This is a genomic window from Neorhizobium huautlense, assembly GCF_030811685.1.
GTDB classification, from domain to species: domain Bacteria; phylum Pseudomonadota; class Alphaproteobacteria; order Rhizobiales; family Rhizobiaceae; genus Neorhizobium; species Neorhizobium huautlense_A.
This window is the reverse complement of sequence record NZ_JAUSRF010000001.1, coordinates 296,401-314,096: the sequence shown is the minus strand read 5'-3', so window position 1 is coordinate 314,096 and position 17,696 is coordinate 296,401. Positions and strand designations below refer to the sequence as shown.

At 58.8% G+C, this 17,696-nt stretch carries 19 protein-coding genes; 12 read left to right on the top strand and 7 right to left on the bottom strand.

What is annotated here, in order from left to right:
- Nucleotides 1-190 precede the first annotated feature (190 nt).
- The 3 genes from J2T09_RS01350 to J2T09_RS01340 are packed head-to-tail and all read right to left on the bottom strand — an operon-like array spanning nt 191 to nt 3,037.
- Nucleotides 191-1,474, bottom strand: a complete 1,284-nt coding sequence (locus J2T09_RS01350) for a TRAP transporter large permease (protein WP_306830249.1) — start codon at nt 1,472-1,474, stop codon at nt 191-193.
- Nucleotides 1,465-2,004 (bottom strand): TRAP transporter small permease, encoded by a 540-nt coding sequence (locus tag J2T09_RS01345; RefSeq protein WP_306830247.1) that lies wholly within the window; start codon nt 2,002-2,004, stop codon nt 1,465-1,467. The genes J2T09_RS01350 and J2T09_RS01345 overlap by 10 nt, the downstream gene beginning before the upstream one ends.
- Before the next feature lie 58 nt (nt 2,005-2,062).
- On the bottom strand, nt 2,063-3,037 hold the full coding sequence (locus J2T09_RS01340; protein ID WP_373458357.1) for a TRAP transporter substrate-binding protein: 975 nt from the start codon (nt 3,035-3,037) through the stop codon (nt 2,063-2,065).
- A 670-nt stretch (nt 3,038-3,707) separates the two neighbouring features.
- Between J2T09_RS01340 and scpA the strand changes: the two genes are divergently transcribed.
- Complete coding sequence (gene scpA, locus J2T09_RS01335) at nt 3,708-5,882, top strand: methylmalonyl-CoA mutase (RefSeq protein WP_373458316.1); 2,175 nt, start codon at nt 3,708-3,710, stop codon at nt 5,880-5,882.
- Between the two features lie 45 nt (nt 5,883-5,927).
- Here scpA and J2T09_RS01330 read toward each other — a convergent pair whose 3' ends face one another.
- The gene (locus J2T09_RS01330; RefSeq protein ID WP_306830245.1) at nt 5,928-6,689 is read right to left on the bottom strand and encodes a 2-keto-4-pentenoate hydratase; all 762 of its coding nucleotides are present in this window, start codon (nt 6,687-6,689) and stop codon (nt 5,928-5,930) included.
- 240 nt (nt 6,690-6,929) lie between these two features.
- On the opposite strand from J2T09_RS01330, the gene ftsZ reads away from it, so the two are divergent.
- Together ftsZ and J2T09_RS01320 are read left to right on the top strand one after the other, a co-directional pair.
- Nucleotides 6,930-7,901, top strand: coding sequence for a cell division protein FtsZ (gene ftsZ / locus J2T09_RS01325; RefSeq protein WP_306830243.1), 972 nt, complete (start codon nt 6,930-6,932; stop codon nt 7,899-7,901).
- Nucleotides 7,902-8,155: 254 nt separating this feature from the next.
- Nucleotides 8,156-8,980, top strand: coding sequence for a cell wall hydrolase (locus J2T09_RS01320; RefSeq protein ID WP_306830241.1), 825 nt, complete (start codon nt 8,156-8,158; stop codon nt 8,978-8,980).
- 20 nt (nt 8,981-9,000) lie between these two features.
- Here the strand turns inward: J2T09_RS01320 and J2T09_RS01315 are convergent, their stop codons facing one another.
- Complete coding sequence (locus J2T09_RS01315; protein WP_306830239.1) at nt 9,001-9,717, bottom strand: Crp/Fnr family transcriptional regulator; 717 nt, start codon at nt 9,715-9,717, stop codon at nt 9,001-9,003.
- A 176-nt stretch (nt 9,718-9,893) separates the two neighbouring features.
- Here J2T09_RS01315 and J2T09_RS01310 point away from each other — a divergent pair, with 176 nt between their 5' ends.
- Nucleotides 9,894-10,277, top strand: a complete 384-nt coding sequence (locus J2T09_RS01310; protein WP_306830237.1) for a response regulator — start codon at nt 9,894-9,896, stop codon at nt 10,275-10,277.
- Between the two features lie 7 nt (nt 10,278-10,284).
- Here J2T09_RS01310 and J2T09_RS01305 read toward each other — a convergent pair whose 3' ends face one another.
- Complete coding sequence (locus tag J2T09_RS01305) at nt 10,285-10,989, bottom strand: Crp/Fnr family transcriptional regulator (protein ID WP_306830235.1); 705 nt, start codon at nt 10,987-10,989, stop codon at nt 10,285-10,287.
- Nucleotides 10,990-11,349: 360 nt separating this feature from the next.
- Between J2T09_RS01305 and rutA the strand changes: the two genes are divergently transcribed.
- The 6 genes from rutA to J2T09_RS01275 are packed head-to-tail and all read left to right on the top strand — an operon-like array spanning nt 11,350 to nt 15,501.
- Nucleotides 11,350-12,441, top strand: a complete 1,092-nt coding sequence (rutA, locus tag J2T09_RS01300) for a pyrimidine utilization protein A (protein WP_306830232.1) — start codon at nt 11,350-11,352, stop codon at nt 12,439-12,441.
- A complete protein-coding gene (gene rutB, locus J2T09_RS01295; RefSeq protein WP_306830230.1) occupies nt 12,438-13,172 on the top strand; it encodes a pyrimidine utilization protein B in 735 nt (244 codons plus the stop codon). Before rutA ends, rutB begins: the two co-directional genes overlap by 4 nt.
- A gap of 28 nt (nt 13,173-13,200) precedes the next feature.
- Nucleotides 13,201-13,587: a pyrimidine utilization protein C gene (rutC, locus tag J2T09_RS01290; RefSeq protein WP_306830228.1), complete on the top strand. Its 387-nt coding sequence runs from the start codon at nt 13,201-13,203 to the stop codon at nt 13,585-13,587.
- Between the two features lie 4 nt (nt 13,588-13,591).
- Nucleotides 13,592-14,371 (top strand): pyrimidine utilization protein D, encoded by a 780-nt coding sequence (gene rutD / locus J2T09_RS01285; protein WP_306830226.1) that lies wholly within the window; start codon nt 13,592-13,594, stop codon nt 14,369-14,371.
- A gap of 15 nt (nt 14,372-14,386) precedes the next feature.
- On the top strand, nt 14,387-14,983 hold the full coding sequence (locus J2T09_RS01280) for a malonic semialdehyde reductase (protein ID WP_306830224.1): 597 nt from the start codon (nt 14,387-14,389) through the stop codon (nt 14,981-14,983).
- Between the two features lie 2 nt (nt 14,984-14,985).
- Complete coding sequence (locus J2T09_RS01275; RefSeq protein WP_306830222.1) at nt 14,986-15,501, top strand: flavin reductase; 516 nt, start codon at nt 14,986-14,988, stop codon at nt 15,499-15,501.
- Here J2T09_RS01275 and J2T09_RS01270 read toward each other — a convergent pair.
- Entirely contained in the window at nt 15,489-16,280 is a 792-nt protein-coding gene (locus J2T09_RS01270; protein ID WP_306830220.1) for a FadR/GntR family transcriptional regulator, read from the bottom strand. The genes J2T09_RS01275 and J2T09_RS01270 overlap by 13 nt on opposite strands.
- Nucleotides 16,281-16,504: 224 nt before the next feature.
- Between J2T09_RS01270 and kduI the strand changes: the two genes are divergently transcribed.
- Both kduI and J2T09_RS01260 read left to right on the top strand, forming a co-directional pair.
- Nucleotides 16,505-17,347, top strand: a complete 843-nt coding sequence (kduI, locus tag J2T09_RS01265) for a 5-dehydro-4-deoxy-D-glucuronate isomerase (protein WP_306830218.1) — start codon at nt 16,505-16,507, stop codon at nt 17,345-17,347.
- 9 nt (nt 17,348-17,356) lie between these two features.
- Nucleotides 17,357-17,695: a cupin domain-containing protein gene (locus J2T09_RS01260; protein ID WP_306830215.1), complete on the top strand. Its 339-nt coding sequence runs from the start codon at nt 17,357-17,359 to the stop codon at nt 17,693-17,695.
- The last annotated feature ends 1 nt before the right edge of the window (nt 17,696 follow it).

Genomic DNA, 17,696 nt, shown 5'->3' with positions numbered 1-17,696 from the left:
AGCAAAGCCATGCTTTCTTTCGGGTCTGTTTGAGACCAGTCTTTTGTCAGTTTGGGCGAAATTGGAAAAAATCAATTCCATGCCGATGTTTTGGTGTGATGGAGTGCTGCCTCTGCAACCGTTGATACTGCACGCGAAAACGCCCGGCTTTCGAGAGCCGGGCGCTGTCGTTTTCGGAGGGTGTTTGGCGTCAGTGCATCAGCAACCGTGGCAGCCACATGGAGAACATCGGCACATAGGTGACCAATGCCATGGCGAGGAACAGCGCGCTGTAGAAAGGCAGGATGGATTTTATCACCTCGCCCACCGAGATTTCGCCGATGGCGCAGCCGATGAACTGCGTGGTGCCGACCGGCGGTGTGTTGAGACCAAGCGCGCAATTCAAGAGCATGACAATGCCGAACTGAACCGGGTCCATACCGTATTGCATGGCGATCGGCAGAAAAATCGGCGTGCAGATCAGGATCGTGCTTGCCATGTCCATGAACGTGCCGAGCAGGAAGAGGATGATGTTGATCATCAAGAAGATGACGATCGGATTGGTGGAAATATGCGCCATCAACTCACCGGTCATGTCGGCGACGCCGTAGAGACCCATCAGGTACTGGAACATGGTCGAGACCCCGATCAGCAGAAGAACGATGCCGGTGGTCTTCACCGTCTTTGCGGCCGCTTCGAGGAACTTGTTCCAGGTCATGGTGCGATAGATGAAGAAGGTCAAAAGCAGCGTGTAGATCACCGCGATGGATGCCGATTCCGTTGCGGTGAAAATGCCCGAAATGATGCCCGCGAGGATGATCACCACGATCAGCATGCCGGGAGCGGCAGCCGCCAGCGAACGGGCCACGATATGCCAGCCCGGGAACGTGCCGGCCGGATACCCGCGCTTTCTCGCGACATAATAGGCAGCGCCGAGATTGCAGACCATCAGCAGAAGAGCAGGCATGATGCCGGCTGCGATCAATGCCCCGATCGAAGCCTTGCCGCTGGCGGCAAGCGCATAGATGATCATGTTATGGCTTGTCGGCATCAGCGCGCCGACAAGGGCTGCATGGGTGGTGACGTTGACCGCGTAGTCGGCGTCATACCCTTCCTTTTTCATCATCGGGATCATCACGGCGCCCATGGCCGAAACGTCGGCAACGGGAGAGCCGGCGACGCCGCCGAACAGGGTGCAGGCGACGACATTGGACATGCCGAGACCGCCGCGCACATGGCCGACCATGGCTTTCGCCGCATTGACGATCTTGTCGGCAACGCCGCCATGCAGCATCAACTCGCCGGAAAAGATGAAGAAGGGGATGGCGAGGAACGAAAACACGTTCATGCCCGCCATCATCTGCTGGAAGCCGACCGCGATCGGCAGCCCTTCGTAAAGAATGGTGCAGAGCGCCGACAGGCCGATCGCGAAGGCGACCGGGATGCCCATCACCAGAAAGGCGACAAAGGTAATGCAGAGAATGGTTAGTGCCATGACGGTACGACCTCCGCGCCACGGAAAATTGCAAGAATATGTTCGATGGAAAACATCACGATCAGCACGCCGGCAGCCGAGAGCGGGATGTAGCGCACGGCTTCGGTGACATGCAGATTGGGCATCAGGTAGGGAGCGACGGACCAGCCCAGCCGCCAGCCGTTATAGGCCATGGCGGCACCGAACACGCAGATGGTGCAGTAGATGATCAGTTCCATGAACCGCTGCCAGCGATAGGGCAGAAGCACGGTCAGGGAATCGAGGGCGATATGACCGGCGTCGCGCACGCCGACGGCCGCGCCGATCATGGTGACATAGAGAATGAGCACGATGGCCATATTCTCCGTCCAACTGGGACTGTCGTTCAGCACGTAACGGCCGAACACCTGGTAGAAAACGATGGCCACAAGGGCCAGAAGGCCTGAAATGGCGAGTATCATACCGGCTTTGGCAAGCGGCGCATTGACGCGCGTCAGCCATCCGGTCATGGGCGGCAGATGTGCCGCGCCCGGTTCGATGTGAGCGTTCATGACATTCCTCGGAAGAGGAAGCAGCGCCCGGCTTTGGCGGGGCTGCTTCCGGTATGAGCTACTTGGTTTCCTGGATCCGCTTGACGAGATCCTGCAACTCGGGCGTCTTGGCGAACTGTTCGTAGACAGGCTTCATCGCGTCGACGAATTCCTGCTTGTCGGCCACTTCGGCGATGACGCTGCCTGCCTTTTCGACGATCTCCTTCGACTTGGCCTCGCGCTCATCCCACAGGCGGCGCTGCTCGACGACCGAGTCCTTGGCGGCCTTGCGGATGATCGCCTGGTCTTCCGGTGTCAGCGTGTCCCAGATCGGCTTGGAGAAGAGCAGCAGTTCCGGCACCATGGCATGTTCGGTGCGGGTGAAATATTTGGCCGCCTCGAAATGATGCGAGGATTCGTAGGACGGATGATTGTTTTCCGCCGCATCGATAATGCCGGTCTTCAGGCCGGTATAAACTTCGCCCATCGGCATCGGTGTAGCATTGGCATCGAGCGCCTGCACCATGGCGACGAACATGTCGGACTGCTGCACACGGATCTTCATGTTCTTCAGATCGGCCAGGGTCCTGATCGGCTTCTTGGTGTACATCGAGCGCGAGCCGCTGTCGTAAAAGGCAAGGCCTACCATGCCCTGCTTTTCCAGTGCCTTCAGCACTTCGTCGCCAATCGGCCCGTCCAGCACGGCGCGTTCATGCTCCGTGGAGCGGAAAATGAAGGGCAGCGAAATGACGATGGTTTCCGGGACCATGTTGTTGACCACGGCGGCGCTGATGCGCAGCATGTCCAGCCCGCCGATGCGCAGCTGTTCGATCGTGCCGCGTTCGTCACCCAGCGCGCCGTTCGGGAACACTTTCACGCCCATCTTGCCGCCGGTGCGCTCCGACAGAAGCTTGCCCATATACATGGCGCCCTGCACGGTCGGATAGTCGTTGGGGTGGATGTCGGCGGAGCGGAAATCGCGCGCCATGGCTGTCGAGCTCATCAGAATGCCGGCGGCGCCGGCCACCAGAAACAGCGAGCGAACGGTCTTCAAACTTACTTTCATTGTATTTCCTCCATTACGATTTAAGTGCGACTTGAATTTTTTGGGCCGGGCTTCCCGATTTTCGGTCCTGCGTCCGGCCAGTGACCGGCCCCATGGCCGGATTGCGTTCTCCCTCCCATGCGAAGGCGGCGGCTCTCGCCGGCAAAACGACATCGGTTTTGAAAGAAAAACCCATGTGGATGTCGCTCCCCATTCGACTTCCACATGGCTAGGTCTGCGGTTTTTTATCGTCAATGTACAAGACGTCGCATCGGCCTTGTCTAATATTGGAAAATATTTCTGCTTATCGTTGTCGTATGATGCCGCCATCCAGATAAAACATCGGGATGATGCGGTGAGGTTGTTTTGGAATACGGATTGCATCCGTCGGTGATCTGATCACGAAAAATTTGATCAGGCGAAATTGTCGCATTTTCAAATGTCAAATTCGGTGTTTTGATCATGTCAAAACGCAATTATACTTATTTCTTTCTGTTTTTATATTTACGAGAGTTTTGCGTTTTTAATTCGGGCTGTGACTGGCTCATGGAGGAACGCCAGCCAATGTTTCCGTGTTTCAGAAATGCGGGTTCAACGGCTGTCATCGGTCGGGTTGCGCACTAGCTATAAAGGGTGCAGGCCAGCGCATGATCAAAGTCGCAAGAGCAGGAGGACATCGGTGTCGGATAAAAAGGTGAAGACGAATGCATCCGCTGACACATCGTTTACGGCGCCGCAGGACTGGCAGGTCCTTGCCGAAAAGGAATTGAAGGGGTCTGCGGAAAAGCTCGTCTGGCACACCGCCGAAGGCATCGATATCAAGCCGCTATATACCGCCGAAGATTTGGAAGGCGTGGACCATCTCGACACGCTGCCGGGCATAAAGCCATTTGTTCGCGGTCCGCGCGCAACCATGTATGCCGGCCGGCCTTGGACCATTCGCCAATATGCGGGGTTTTCCACTGCGCAGGAGAGCAACGCCTTTTATCGGCGAAACCTTGCGGCCGGTCAGAAAGGCCTGTCGGTCGCCTTCGATCTCGCCACCCATCGCGGTTATGACAGCGACCATCCGCGCGTCGAAGGCGATGTCGGCAAGGCCGGTGTAGCGATCGATAGCGTCGAGGACATGAAGATCCTGTTCGACGGTATTCCGTTGAAGGAGATGTCCGTCTCGATGACCATGAACGGCGCCGTCATCCCGATCCTCGCCTCCTTCATCGTCGCAGGCGAGGAGCAGGGCTGTTCGCGGGCGGAGCTTTCCGGCACCATCCAGAACGACATTTTGAAGGAGTTCATGGTCCGCAACACCTATATCTATCCGCCCGAACCGTCGATGCGGATCGTTGCCGACATCATCGAATACACTGCAAAGGAAATGCCGCGTTTCAACTCCATTTCGATCTCCGGCTATCACATGCAGGAGGCGGGCGCGACGCTGGTGCAGGAACTGGCCTTCACGCTGGCGGATGGGCGCGAATATGTGCGCGCGGCTCTCGCCAAGGGTCTCGATGTCGATGCCTTCGCCGGGCGTCTGTCGTTCTTCTTCGCCATCGGCATGAACTTTTTCATGGAAGCGGCAAAGCTGCGCGCCGCCCGCTTGTTGTGGTCGCGCATCATGGAAGAGTTCGAGCCGAAAAAGCCGGGCTCGCTGATGTTGCGCACCCATTGCCAAACATCGGGCGTCTCTTTGCAGGAACAGGACCCCTATAACAACGTCATCCGCACGGCTTACGAAGCGCTTTCGGCAGTGCTTGGCGGCACGCAGTCGCTGCACACCAATGCGCTGGATGAAGCGATGGCGCTGCCGACCGATTTTTCCGCGCGCATCGCCCGCAATACTCAGCTGATCCTTCAGCACGAAACCGGCGTCACCAAGGTCGTCGATCCGCTGGCCGGTTCCTATTATGTCGAGAGCCTGACCAGCGAACTGGCAGAAAAGGCCTGGGCGCTGATCGAAGAGGTCGAAAACCTCGGCGGCATGACCAAGGCTGTGGCCGATGGCCTGCCGAAACGGTTGATCGAAGAGGCCGCGACGCTGCGTCAGGCCAAGGTCGACCGGGCGGAGGAAATCATCGTCGGCGTCAACAAGTACCGGCTGGAGAACGAGGACGATATCGACATCCTCGCCATCGACAATACCAGCGTGCGCAATGCCCAGATCAAGCGTCTGGAAGAGGTGCGCCGCCAGCGTGACCCGAAAAAGGTCGAGCAGACGCTGGCAGCCCTTTCCGAGGTCGCAAATTCCGGCACGGGCAACCTGCTGGAAGCGGCGGTCGAGGCGGCCCGCGCCCGTGCCACGGTCGGTGAGATTTCTGATGCCATGCGCGCCTCCTTCGGCGATCATGCGGCCATGCCGGAAGTGGTCGGCGATATCTACGGCCCGGCCTATGCCGACGACCCGGAATACAGGACCATCGTTTCGCGCCTCGCCGATTATGGCAAAAGCGCCGGCAAGCCTAAAATCATGATCGCCAAGCTGGGGCAGGATGGACACGACCGCGGCGCCAAGGTGATCGCGTCGGCTTTCGGCGATATCGGTTTCGAGGTTCTGGCCGGCCCGCTGTTCCAGACGCCGGAAGAGGCGGCGGACATGGCCATTATCGAAAAGGTGCAGATCGTCGGCATGTCGTCGCTTGCCGCCGGTCACAAGACGCTGGCACCGCAACTGGTCGAGGCTCTGAAGGCGAAGGGTGCGGAAAACGTTATCGTCGTGGTCGGCGGCGTCATTCCGCGACAGGATTACGATTACCTGCTGGAGCATGGCGTTGCCGCCGTATTCGGGCCCGGCACCAATGTTCTCGATGCCGCGCGTGCGATCATCGACTTGATGGAAGGCCGTTTGCGCAATCAGTAAGCGTCTGCCGGGCAGGCGTTTTTCGCCCGCCCGGCCATTATTCCGTCAGGTCAGCGAGAAGCTGAAGGCCGGTGCGCCTGCCATGTCGATATCGAACATGCCGCCTTCGTTGAGCGGGATCGCGCCACACAGCGTGCCGGTGGTGATCAGCGCGCCGGCCTTGAGCACGGTTTCCGGTCGCTCAGCCAGATTGGCGTAATCCAGAAGCCAGGTCAGGACATCGCCGGTCGCGTGTCTGGCCGGTGCATCGAATATAGAGCTCGAACCCGTGCGGATCGAGAGGGCCGGCGTGCTGGAGGCATCGAGAAATTCGCGGCCGAGTTCCGGGCCGAGCACATAACCGTCATTGCCGAGACGATCGACCAGATAAAGCGGGAACGATACTTTTCCGGCTTCGAGAAGCACGGTCCAGACCATTTCGGCACCAAGGTGCACCGTGTCGATTGCTTCGAGAATGTCACTCCGCTGGTATGGCGCGGCTCCGACCGGCAGATCCTTGCCGAGCCTGACGGCGATCTCGATTTCCAGCAGCATGTCCTTGCGCCACGGCAGGGTCGCACCGGCGCTCTTTTCGATAAGCGGATGAAGCCGGGCCACGACCGGTACGCCGTCGGGTGAACGCGCCACCTTCCAGGCCTGCTCGATCGATCCTTCCAGATCGAGCCGCCCCTGCAAGTTCATCGACTGCGCCATGTCGGGCAAGTTTGCGAAATGGCTGGTGGAAACCCGGTCTCCGCCTTTGCGCAGCCGCTCCAGTTCGCGGACCACGGTATCGGCTTCGGTTTCGGTCAGTGCAGTCTTCGTCATTCAAAAAGCTCCCATTGCGTCCGGCATGATCGCGGAGCTTTGTCTCGGGGTAAAGGGCCAAGGCAGGCGTCCCGGTACTGTCGTTCGCGCGGTTGGCCTGTCTGCAGCTTGTGTTGGGCTTGTGTCGATATGCGGCTCTCTCCGCTTTTATCTGGCTTAACCCATGCAGGCCGTCTAATTTGCGCTCCGATTCGCTGCCAGAGACGGGCAGCACAACCATCTGCGCCGAAGGAGAATACGATGACGGACGCAAAGAGCGGCATTACGGGTCTGCGGCCGCATATCTCGGTCGTCGGTGTCGGCGGCGGCGGTGGCAATGCCATCAACAACATGATTTCGGAAAACCTGAACGGCGTCGAATTCATCGCCGCCAACACGGATGCGCAGGTGCTTGCCACCTCCAAGGCATCGCGCCGCATCCAGCTGGGCGCGCAGATCACCGAAGGCCTCGGCGCAGGTTCGCTGCCGGATGTCGGTCGGGCCGCTGCGGAAGAATCCATCGACGAGATCATGGATCATCTGGCCGGCTCGCATATGTGTTTCGTCACCGCCGGCATGGGCGGCGGCACCGGCACGGGTGCGGCACCGGTTATCGCCCATGCGGCCCGCTCCGCCGGCATTCTGACCGTCGGCGTGGTGACAAAGCCGTTCACTTTCGAAGGCAATCGCCGCATGAAGACGGCCGAGGCCGGCATCGAGGCGCTGCGCCAGGCGGCTGATACGGTCATCGTCATCCCGAACCAGAACCTGTTCCGCATCGCCAATGCCAATACCAGCTTTGCCGATGCCTTCATGACTGCCGACCGGGTTCTCTTCTCCGGCGTTGGCTGCATTACCGACCTGATCGTCAAGGAAGGCCTGATCAACCTCGATTTCGCCGACGTGAAATCGGTGATGAAGGGCATGGGCCGCGCCATGATGGGTACCGGCGAAGCCGCCGGCGAAGGTCGTGCGTTGGCCGCCGCCGAAGCGGCGATCGCCAACCCGTTGCTCGACGATATTTCCATGAAGGGCGCGCGCGGCGTGCTGATCTCGATTTCCGGCGGTTCGGACATGACGCTGTTCGAAGTGGACGAGGCGGCCAGCCGTATTCGTGACGAAGTGCAGGCGGAAGCCGATATCGTTGTCGGCGCGATCTTCGATCGCAATCTCGATGGTCGTTTCCGCGTGTCGGTCGTTGCGACCGGGCTGGAAGGCGGCGGTCTCCGCTAAGGGCATTTCCCATCGGAAAAACCGGACGGCGGCACGAAAAATCGTGTCGCCGTTTTTTTGTCACAGGCAACCCGCGCAATCGCCGTTTTCCCTGAATATTGAGGGGGGGGGGTGAATGGCGATGTTTACTGTGGAATAGGCATAAAATTCTCAAGCGTGACAAAAAATCATCAAATCGCTTGAGGTAAATTAAAATTGCAGGTATCCGTTTCCGTACAAATCGTTTTTCTGAAATTTTCGATGATGGCATGCCTATGAAAAATTTCCGCGGTTCTTTGTGGGCGCCAGCGTTGATCCTGTCTGCAGCATTGCTGTCCGGCTGCAACACGACCAAGGTCGAAGCCCCCGCTGTGGAGACCACGAAAGCGACGCCGACCCCGGCCAAGCAGGTTTATCACTATACTTCACAAGACCGCGAATGCCTCAAGCGCGCGATGTATTTCGAATCGAAACGCACCAGCCGCAGCGGTTTCATGGCGGTTGGCACGGTTGTCATGAACCGCCTGACATCGGGCGCCTATCCTGACACGATCTGCGGTGTCGTGGCCCAGAAAAACCAGTTCGCACCGGGTGTGATGACCCGCGCCATGGATGAGGCGACCGCACCGGATCTGGAAGGTGCAAGCGAGGCTATCCTCAAGGGCGAACGTCACGCGGCCGTCAAGGAAGCGATGTTCTTCCACACCGATGGTCTGCGTTTTCCCTACAAGAACATGAGCTATGTGACCGTTGCCGGCGGAAACAAGTTTTACGAAAAACGCGGTCGCGACGGCGAGTTGCAGACGCCAGAACCGTTGCCGACCAGTGAATATTTCCTGGCATTTGCCGATTCCGGCAGCCCGGCATCGGACATTCCGATGATCAGCGACGCGCCGATGCAGGTTGCGTCCGCCGAAGTGCCGGTTCCGGCCTCAGCGCCTGCTTCTTCTGAAGCGCCGGCCGTACGCAGCCCGGAATTGTTGCCGCAGCCGCAGTTGGTTGATTTCGAACCGCTGCCGATGGTCACGCCGCTTCCGACGCCGCGCCCCGGTTCTTCGGTTCAGCAGGCATCGTTGCGCTCGACGCTCGTCTATCGATAAGAAAATGCGGTGCGTGGCCCTCAGGGCCGAGTGCCGATCAGCCGCTCGTATTCCTTCTCGCATTCGCCATAAACGTCATGCGCGAAGGCTTCCAGGGCTGCGCGGTCACGCACGATGATGACGCCGCGTTCGGAATAGATCAGCTTCTTGCCTTCCAGCATGTGCAGCGCCGTGGTCACGCTCGGGCGGCGCACCGCCAGCATGATCGACAGGAATTCGTGGGTGAGGCTGATCTCGTTGCCATCGCTGCGGTCGTGGCACATCAGGATCCAACGGGCCAGACGCTCGTCGATATGATGCACGGCATTGGAGAGCGCGGTATAGGCGCTTTGTACTGCCAGCGCCTGCGCATACCGCGCCAGCAGGCCGTGCAGGTCGCGATCTTCGTGAATGAGCGCCTGCAGGCTCGCATAGGGAATGCGGTAGGCCTCACCCTGAACCTGCATGAAGATCGAATAGGGATCATGGCCGGCATCGAGCACCAGCGAAGCCGGTGTCATGCCGTCGCGGCCGATCACGCCGATTTCGGTCTGCTGACCTTCGGGGGATTTCGCCACGATCGAGGCGATGCCGGCTTCCGGAAAATAGGCGTAAGGGCAGGCTTCATTCGGGCGGGACAATTCGAAGGCGCGGGGCAGCTCAACCCATTCGAGGTCGCCGCGCAGCCGGCCAAAACTGTCGGCGGACATCAATCGGAGCAGATTGTTCCGAACCATGTCTTGCCGAATCTCGCCCATCAATCATTCCCGAATGCAGTGCTCTCCGAAACGGCGACTGCCCTTCGTTTGTTCCATCTATGGTCATAGATTCCGGCAGGCAACCCGGCAGAACAAGTCGGTACGGTATCAGACATAAACAGATTATCGGCTTTGAGAACGTTACATTACTTCTCAACCTCAAATCGGCCGAGCTCATGCATGTACCACTGAACCGACCCGTCCTGCTTCTCGAAGATCAGCCGCTGATCGCGCTGGATCTCGAGGATATGCTGCTGGGGGCCGGAATGCGTGAGGTGATCTGCCTGCGATCGGTGGAGGAGGGGCTGTCATGGCTTGAGAATGCATCGCCATCGGTGATCATCGTCGATTATCACTTGAGCGATGGCGCCAGTCTATCCATTCTGGAGCTCGCGAAAGAGCGGCGTATTCCCTGTGTCGTTCACTCCGCCGTGCCCATGCCGGACACTGTCGATCATGCCCTGATCGACGGCATGCCATGGCTCGACAAGCCGAGCGATCCTGATGTTTTCGTGGAAACGGTATTGGCCACCGCACAGCCGGCCGGCATCCGGACCTGAAGGCTGCTCAACGTTCGCGAAAATCGCCCAGCAGCCGTGCATATTCATGTTCGCTCACCCCGTAGGCATCGCTGGCAAAGGCCTCCAGCCCCTCCCGGTCCCGCACGATGATGTTGGCGCGGTGCGAATAGATCAGCTTGTTGCCCTCCAGCACATGCAGCGCAGTCGTCACGCTCGGGCGCCGCACGGCCAGCATGATCGACAGGAATTCGTGGGTCAGGGACATCTCGTCACCGCCCAGCCGGTCGTGGCACATCAGCACCCAGCGGGCCAGCCGTTCATCGACGGAATGCACGGCATTTGAAAGGGCTGTCGTTGCCGCCTGCGCGGTAAAGACCTGCGCCCAGCGCAACAGCAGCCGGTGCAGGGCAGGGCGTTCTTCCATCAGTTCGATCAGCTTGGTCCGCGCGATACGGTAACCACGGCCACCGACCTGCATGACGACGCGATAGGGATTGCTGGTGGCGCCCAGCACGGCGGAGGCCGGGCTCATGCCCTCGCGGCCAAAAACACCGATCTCGGTCTGGTTGCCTTCCGGTGACACGATGACGGTCGAGCCGATGCCATCTGTCGGAAAATAACAATAGACGGTTTCTTCGCCCGGCAGCGAAAGCTCCAGCTTCTGCGGCAGCGGCATGTCTTCCAGCCAAGGCCTGACGGCCTCAAGATCATCGGGGCTGAGAGACGCCAGCAGGCGATTGCGCATGGACATCGGGTCCGTCCTTGTTGCCGGCCGGAAGTGCCGACTTTGGTGTGTAGATCGGTTAACGCAGCAGGTCCAGATATGTGCCGCCTATCCGTTAGGCGCGGCTGAAAATCGACAAGTCTTTGCAAATGTTAATTTCTGTTTGGGCGGTGTCATTGTTGTGGCGTGAAAATTCTCATGCCCTGCCCAGCCAATGGGCAAAACTGCTTCAAAAATTTACCGAATGGTCAAAAATTTGAGAGGCGCTTCGACCCAAGATTTTGCTGGCAATCCAAGTCAATGACATTGCTGCACTATTTTGATCTGGCATGACGTTTGCAAATTCCTTCCCGACAGAACCTCAAGGTCAATTGGAAGGAGCATGAGATGGAAATCGGTGTTTTTATCCCCATCGGCAACAATGGCTGGCTGCTTTCGGAAAACGCGCCACAATACAAACCGTCCTTTGCGCTCAACAAGGACATCACGCTGACGGCTGAAAAATACGGTTTTGATTTCGCGCTTTCGATGATCAAGCTGCGCGGTTTCGGCGGCAAGACGGAGTTCTGGGACTACAATCTGGAATCTTTTACGCTGATGGCAGGCCTCGCCGCCGTCACCTCGAAGATCAAGCTCTTCGGCACTGCCGCAACGCTGGTCATGCCGCCGGCCATCGTCGCGCGCATGGCCACCACCATCGACAGTATTTCGGGCGGCCGTTTCGGCGTCAATCTCGTCACCGGCTGGCAGCGGCCGGAATACAGCCAGATGGGCCTGTGGCCGGGCGACGATTATTTTGGCGATCGCTACGCCTATCTTGCTGAATACACGACCGTGCTGAAGGAACTTCTCACGACCGGACAGTCTGACCTGAAGGGCAAATACTTTCAGATGGAAGATTGCCACATGAAGCCGGTGCCGGAAGGGGACGTCAAACTCATCTGCGCCGGTTCCTCCAATGCCGGCATGGCGTTTTCGGCTGAGTTTGCCGATTACAGTTTTTGTTTCGGCGTCGGCATCAACACGCCAAAGGCGTTCGCGCCGACCAATGAGCGCCTGCTGGCAGCAACCGAAAAGACCGGCCGCGATGTGCGCTCCTTCGTGCTGACAATGATCCTTGCGGAAGAGACGACGGAAGCCGCCCTCGCCAAGTGGGAGCATTACAAGGCGGGTGCCGATCAGGCAGCCATCCAGTGGCTCGGTCTGCAAAGTGCTGCCGATACCAAATCCGGCGCCGATACCAATGTGCGGCACATGTCCAATCCGGTGTCGGCGGTCAACATCAACATGGGCACGCTGATCGGCTCCTACGAGGAAGTGGCGGCCATGCTGGACGAGATGGCGGAAGTGCCCGGCACCGGCGGTGTCATGCTCACCTTCGATGATTTTGTCGAGGGCATCGAAAAGTTCGGCAGATATGTGCAGCCGCTGATGAAAAGCCGCCAGCATATCAAGCCGGCGCTGGAGGCGGCGGAATGAGCGTGGTGGCAGGATATCAGGCGCCGGCCAGCCGGTCGGAAAGTGTTACTCTGCCGGCGCGGCCGGAGCCGATCACGCTAAAACCGTCGGAAACGGCTGTCGTCGTGGTCGATATGCAGAATGCCTATTCGACAGAGGGCGGTTATGTCGATCTTGCCGGCTTCGACATTTCCGGCGCCAAGGGCACGATCGACAACATCAAGAAGACGCTGGATGCGGCGCGCGCCAATGGCGTGCAAGTGATCTATTTCCAGAACGGCTGGGACAAGGATTACGTCGAGGCCGGTGGCCCCGGTTCGCCCAACTGGCACAAGTCGAATGCGCTGAAACACATGCGCGCCAACCCGGATCTGCAGGGGCAGCTTCTCGCCAAAGGCACCTGGGACTATGCTATCGTCGACGAGCTGCAGCCGCAGCCGGGCGACATTCTGGTGCCGAAAACCCGTTACAGCGGCTTCTTCAATACCAATATGGACAGCGTCTTGCGCGCCCGCGGCATCCGCAATCTGGTCTTTGTCGGTATCGCCACCAATGTCTGCGTGGAAAGCTCGCTGCGCGATGCCTTTCACCTCGAATATTTCGGGGTGATGCTGGAAGACGCCACGCACCATCTGGGGCCGGACTTCATCCAGCAGGCCACCGTCTACAATGTCGAGAAATTTTTCGGCTGGGTCGCCACCGTCAACGATTTCTGCGCTGTCATTTCGCAAGCCGCCCCGGCGGATGCCTGATCAAAACCGATAAAAGAGGAGAGGAAAAATGCCGAAAACGATCATCGTGCCGGAAGGCACCCAAAAGCCGATTGCGCCCTATTCGCCCGGTACGCTTGCCGATGGCGTCGTGTATGTCTCGGGCACGCTGCCTTTCGACAAGAACAATGACGTCGTCCATATCGGTGATGCAGGTGCCCAGACCCGCCATGTGCTGGAGGTCATCAAGTCGGTGATCGAAACCGCCGGCGGCACGATGGAGGATGTCACCATGAACCACATTTTTATTACTGACTGGGCCAATTATCAGGCGGTGAATACCGTTTATGCCGAGTATTTTCCGGGCGACAAACCGGCGCGGTATTGCATCCAATGCGGGCTGGTAAAGCCGGATGCGCTGGTCGAAATCGCCACTGTGGCGCATATCGGGAAATAACGGCATGCTGCATTTCGATGTGCGTGGTTCCGATGCTGCCGATGCCTCGACGATCATTCTGTCGTCGGGCCTCGGCGGCAGTGCCGCCTATTGGGCGCCGCAGATGGAGGCGCTGAAGGCGCGGTTCCGCGTCGTCACCTATGATCATTTCGGCACCGGCCGTTCGCCGGGCGAGGTGCCGGAAGGTTATTCGATCAGCGACATGGCCGATGAGGTCATGGAGATCGCATCAGGGTTGGGGCTGACCTCATTCAGTTTCATGGGGCACGCGTTCGGTGGTCTGGTTGGCCTCGACCTTGCGTTGCGTTTTCCCGAGCGCATCGAAAAGATCGTCCTCATCAATGCCTGGGCCAAGGCCGATCCGCATTCCGGGCGTTGTTTCGACGTGCGTATCGCGCTTCTCGAAAACTCCGGCGTGCCGGCTTTCGTCAAGGCGCAGCCATTGTTTCTCTATCCGGCCATCTGGATGGCAGAAAATTCCGCGCGAATGGAAGAAGAAGAAAAACATGCGCTTTCGCATTTTCAGGGAAGGGAGAATATTCTACGCCGCATCGCAGCATTGAGGGCATTCGATATCGAGGACCGGCTTGGCGATGTGACGGCGCCCACGCTGGTGGTCGCCACGAAGGATGATATGCTGGTACCCTATAGCCGTTCGCTTCAACTTGGCCGTGCTCTGCCGGATGCCACGCTTGCCCTTTTCGAATTCGGTGCCCATGCCGTCAATGTCGTGGACCCGCAGGCTTTTAACGCCGCCATGCTTTCCTTCCTCAACGATCGATAGATTTCAGGATTTCCAATGACGAATAGTCTTGACCAGCAGGCACTCGATACGCTGTTTTTCTCAGCCCGTACCCAGAATGGCTGGTTGCCCGGCGATATGTCGGACGAGGTGCTGAAGAAGCTCTATGATCTCGCGAAGATGGGTCCGACATCTGCCAATTGCTCGCCGGCGCGTTTTGTCTTCGTAAAGGGCCCGGCTGCCAAGGAGCGGCTGAAGCCCGCCTTGTCCTCCGGCAATCTGGAAAAGACCATGGCTGCACCGGTAACGGTGATTGCCGCCTATGACGGCGAATTCTACGAAAAACTGCCAGAGCTTTTCCCGCATGCGGATGCTCGCAGCTGGTTCACGTCCAGCCCGGCGGCGGCAGAAGAAACTGCCTTTCGCAACGGCACGCTACAGGCCGCCTATCTCATCCTTGCCGCCCGTGCCCTCGGACTCGATACCGGTCCGATGTCCGGTTTCGACAAGGCCAAGGTCGATGCCGAGTTTTTTGCCGGCACGACGTGGAAGTCGAATTTTCTCATCAATCTCGGTCATGGCGATCCGTCAAAAGTGTTCGATCGCCTGCCGCGCCTCGATTTCGATGACGCCTGCCGGATCCTCGGAGAATGAGCATGCAGGGGCAGGCTTTATCGGACGTGCCGGAAGACATCGAAAATGTGCGGCGTGAAGAATACCGCAACGCCATGGCAAAGCTTGGTGCTGCCGTACACATCGTCACCACGTCGGGCGCTGCCGGTCGCGCCGGTTTTGCTGCCACCGCCGTCTGCAGCGTCTCCGACAATCCGCCGACCCTGCTTGTCTGCCTCAACAAGACGTCGAGTGCCTATTGGCCGGTCAAGGGCAATGGCACGCTTTGCGTCAACGTGCTTTCTGCCGACCATCAGGACCTCAGCCGGCTTTTTGGCGGCAAGACCCCGGTCGAGCAGCGGTTTGCCGGCGCGTCATGGACGGAATTGCCGAGCGGCAGTCTTGCACTGGATGGAGCCCTGGCCTCATTCGATTGCGAGATCACCTCGGTCGCCGACGGCCACAGCCACGATATCCTCATCTGCCGCGTGCTCGATAGTCAGGTGAGCGATGGCGGCAAATCACTGATCTACCTGAACCGCGCCTATCACACGGTCTGATCGTTCAGGTAACGCGTGCGCCGTTCCTGCAGGCGCTGGCGATAACGCTCCTGGCTGGCGGCCAGATGCGCGCGCATGGCATCGCGCGCCGCCGCCGCATCGCCGGCCGAAATCGCGTTCAGGATCGCCAGATGCTCGCGTTGCAGGCCGGCCTGATAGGTGAAGGACAGCACGTCCTCCGTGGCATAAGGCGAGGTCACGTCGCAGGGAATGGTGCGGCTGCCGAGCGAATCCAGCACTTCCACGTAAAAGGCATTGTTGGTCGCTTCGGCGATCGCCCGGTGAAAGGCGAAGTCGGCAGCGCCGGTTGGCTCTCCCTGTTTCAGCAGATGTTCGAATTCGAAAAACCGTTCCTGAATCTGTGCCTCTTGCGAGGCACTGCGGCGGGTGGCGGCAAGGGCAGCACTTTCCATTTCCAGCGCGATGCGCACTTCCAGCACGTTCAGTGCATGAGAGATGTTGCCGGACTGATCGACCGCCTTGGCTGTTGCGGTGACCTGTGTCGGGGCAGTCATCTGGTGTTTCAGAACGAACATGCCGGCACCCTGCCGGGTTTCCAGCAGCCCATCGGCCACCAGAGTGGCAATCGCTTCGCGCACGACAGTCCGGCTTACCTCGAAATCATCGGCAAGCTGGGTTTCCGTCGGCAGTTTCTGGCCGATGTCGACCTGGCCCGACAGAAAATCCCGTCGCAGCGCAACGACAATTCGATCCGACAGTTTCTGGCGTCGGGCATTGCCGGGTTCCTGAGAGCTGGATGCGATGTCGGGGTGCTTCATCTGGCCTGCTTCATATCAAAATAGACAAATTCATGACAGCAATAACACGATTTGTTTGCAAGCGCTCATAGCGTTTCGCATTTTTTATTTCATCGAAAAATGTTGAAATGTCTGGCTTTGGCAATGACATGCAGATGGTAGACAGCAAATTTTAGGAGCCGCATGTTGTATGCGTTTCGTCAATATGTATGATGACTTCAACTTGAGGAGTTTTGGGAGATAACATGAGTCACACCGATTATACCAATCGCTTCGCCATCGACCCGATGACGGCAGCCGGTTTCAACACGGCGCAACTGCGTGACCATTTCCTGCTGCCGCCGCTTTTCGTGGATGGCCGCATCCAGCTGCATTACACCAATTACGACCGCATGATCGTCGGTGGCGCGACGCCGACATCTTCGCCGCTCGAACTGGAAACCATCAAGCCGGCCGGCACCGACAAGCTGCTTGCCCGCCGCGAACTGATCGCCGTCAATATCGGCGGTGCGGGTTCTGTTACCGTCGATGGTGAAAAGTTTGCCGCCGGCACGCGTGACATGGTTTATGCCGGTCTCGGTTCCTCGGTCACTTTCGCCTCGGACGACGCCGCCAACCCGGCAAAGTTCTATCTGCTCAGCGCGCCTGCGCATTTCAAGCATCCGGCACAGCATATCGGCATTTCCGATGCCAAGCGTATCGATCTCGGATCGCAGGCCACCAGCAATGAACGTTCGATCTTCCAGTTCATCCACCCGGAAGGCGCAAAGACCTGCCAGCTCGTTGTCGGCATGACCACGCTTGCCGAAGGTTCGGTCTGGAACACCATGCCCTGCCATATCCATGACCGCCGCATGGAAGCCTATCTCTATTTCGACCTGCCGGAAAAGGCGCGCGTCATTCACCTGATGGGCGAGCCGGATGAAACCCGCCACCTGATCGTCAAGAACGAAGAGGCCATCCTGTCGCCGGGCTGGTCGATCCACTCGGGTGCCGGCACGTCCAGCTACACGTTCATCTGGGCCATGGCCGGTGACAATGTCGATTATACCGATGTCGATCCGGTCGCCATCGAAGACCTGAAGTGAGGCGCGATCATGTCATCGAGTGATCTGTTCGTCTCGGCCGAGGGCGCCGAATGGGTGAGCCCGGAGCCGGGCGTCACCCGCCGCATCATGACCTATCTGCCGGAAATGATGATGGTGGAAGTGGTGTTCGAGGCCGGTGCCATCGGTGCGAAACATAACCACCCGCACATCCAGGCAAGCTATGTCGCGGAAGGCGCGTTTGAAGTCACCATCGACGGGCGCACCGAAACGCTCGTCAAGGGTGGCAGCTTCATCGTGCCGCCGGATCTGGTTCATGGCGTGAAAGCGCTTGAAGCCGGACGGCTGATCGACGTCTTCACCCCGCATCGCGCCGAATTCCTGAAGTGAG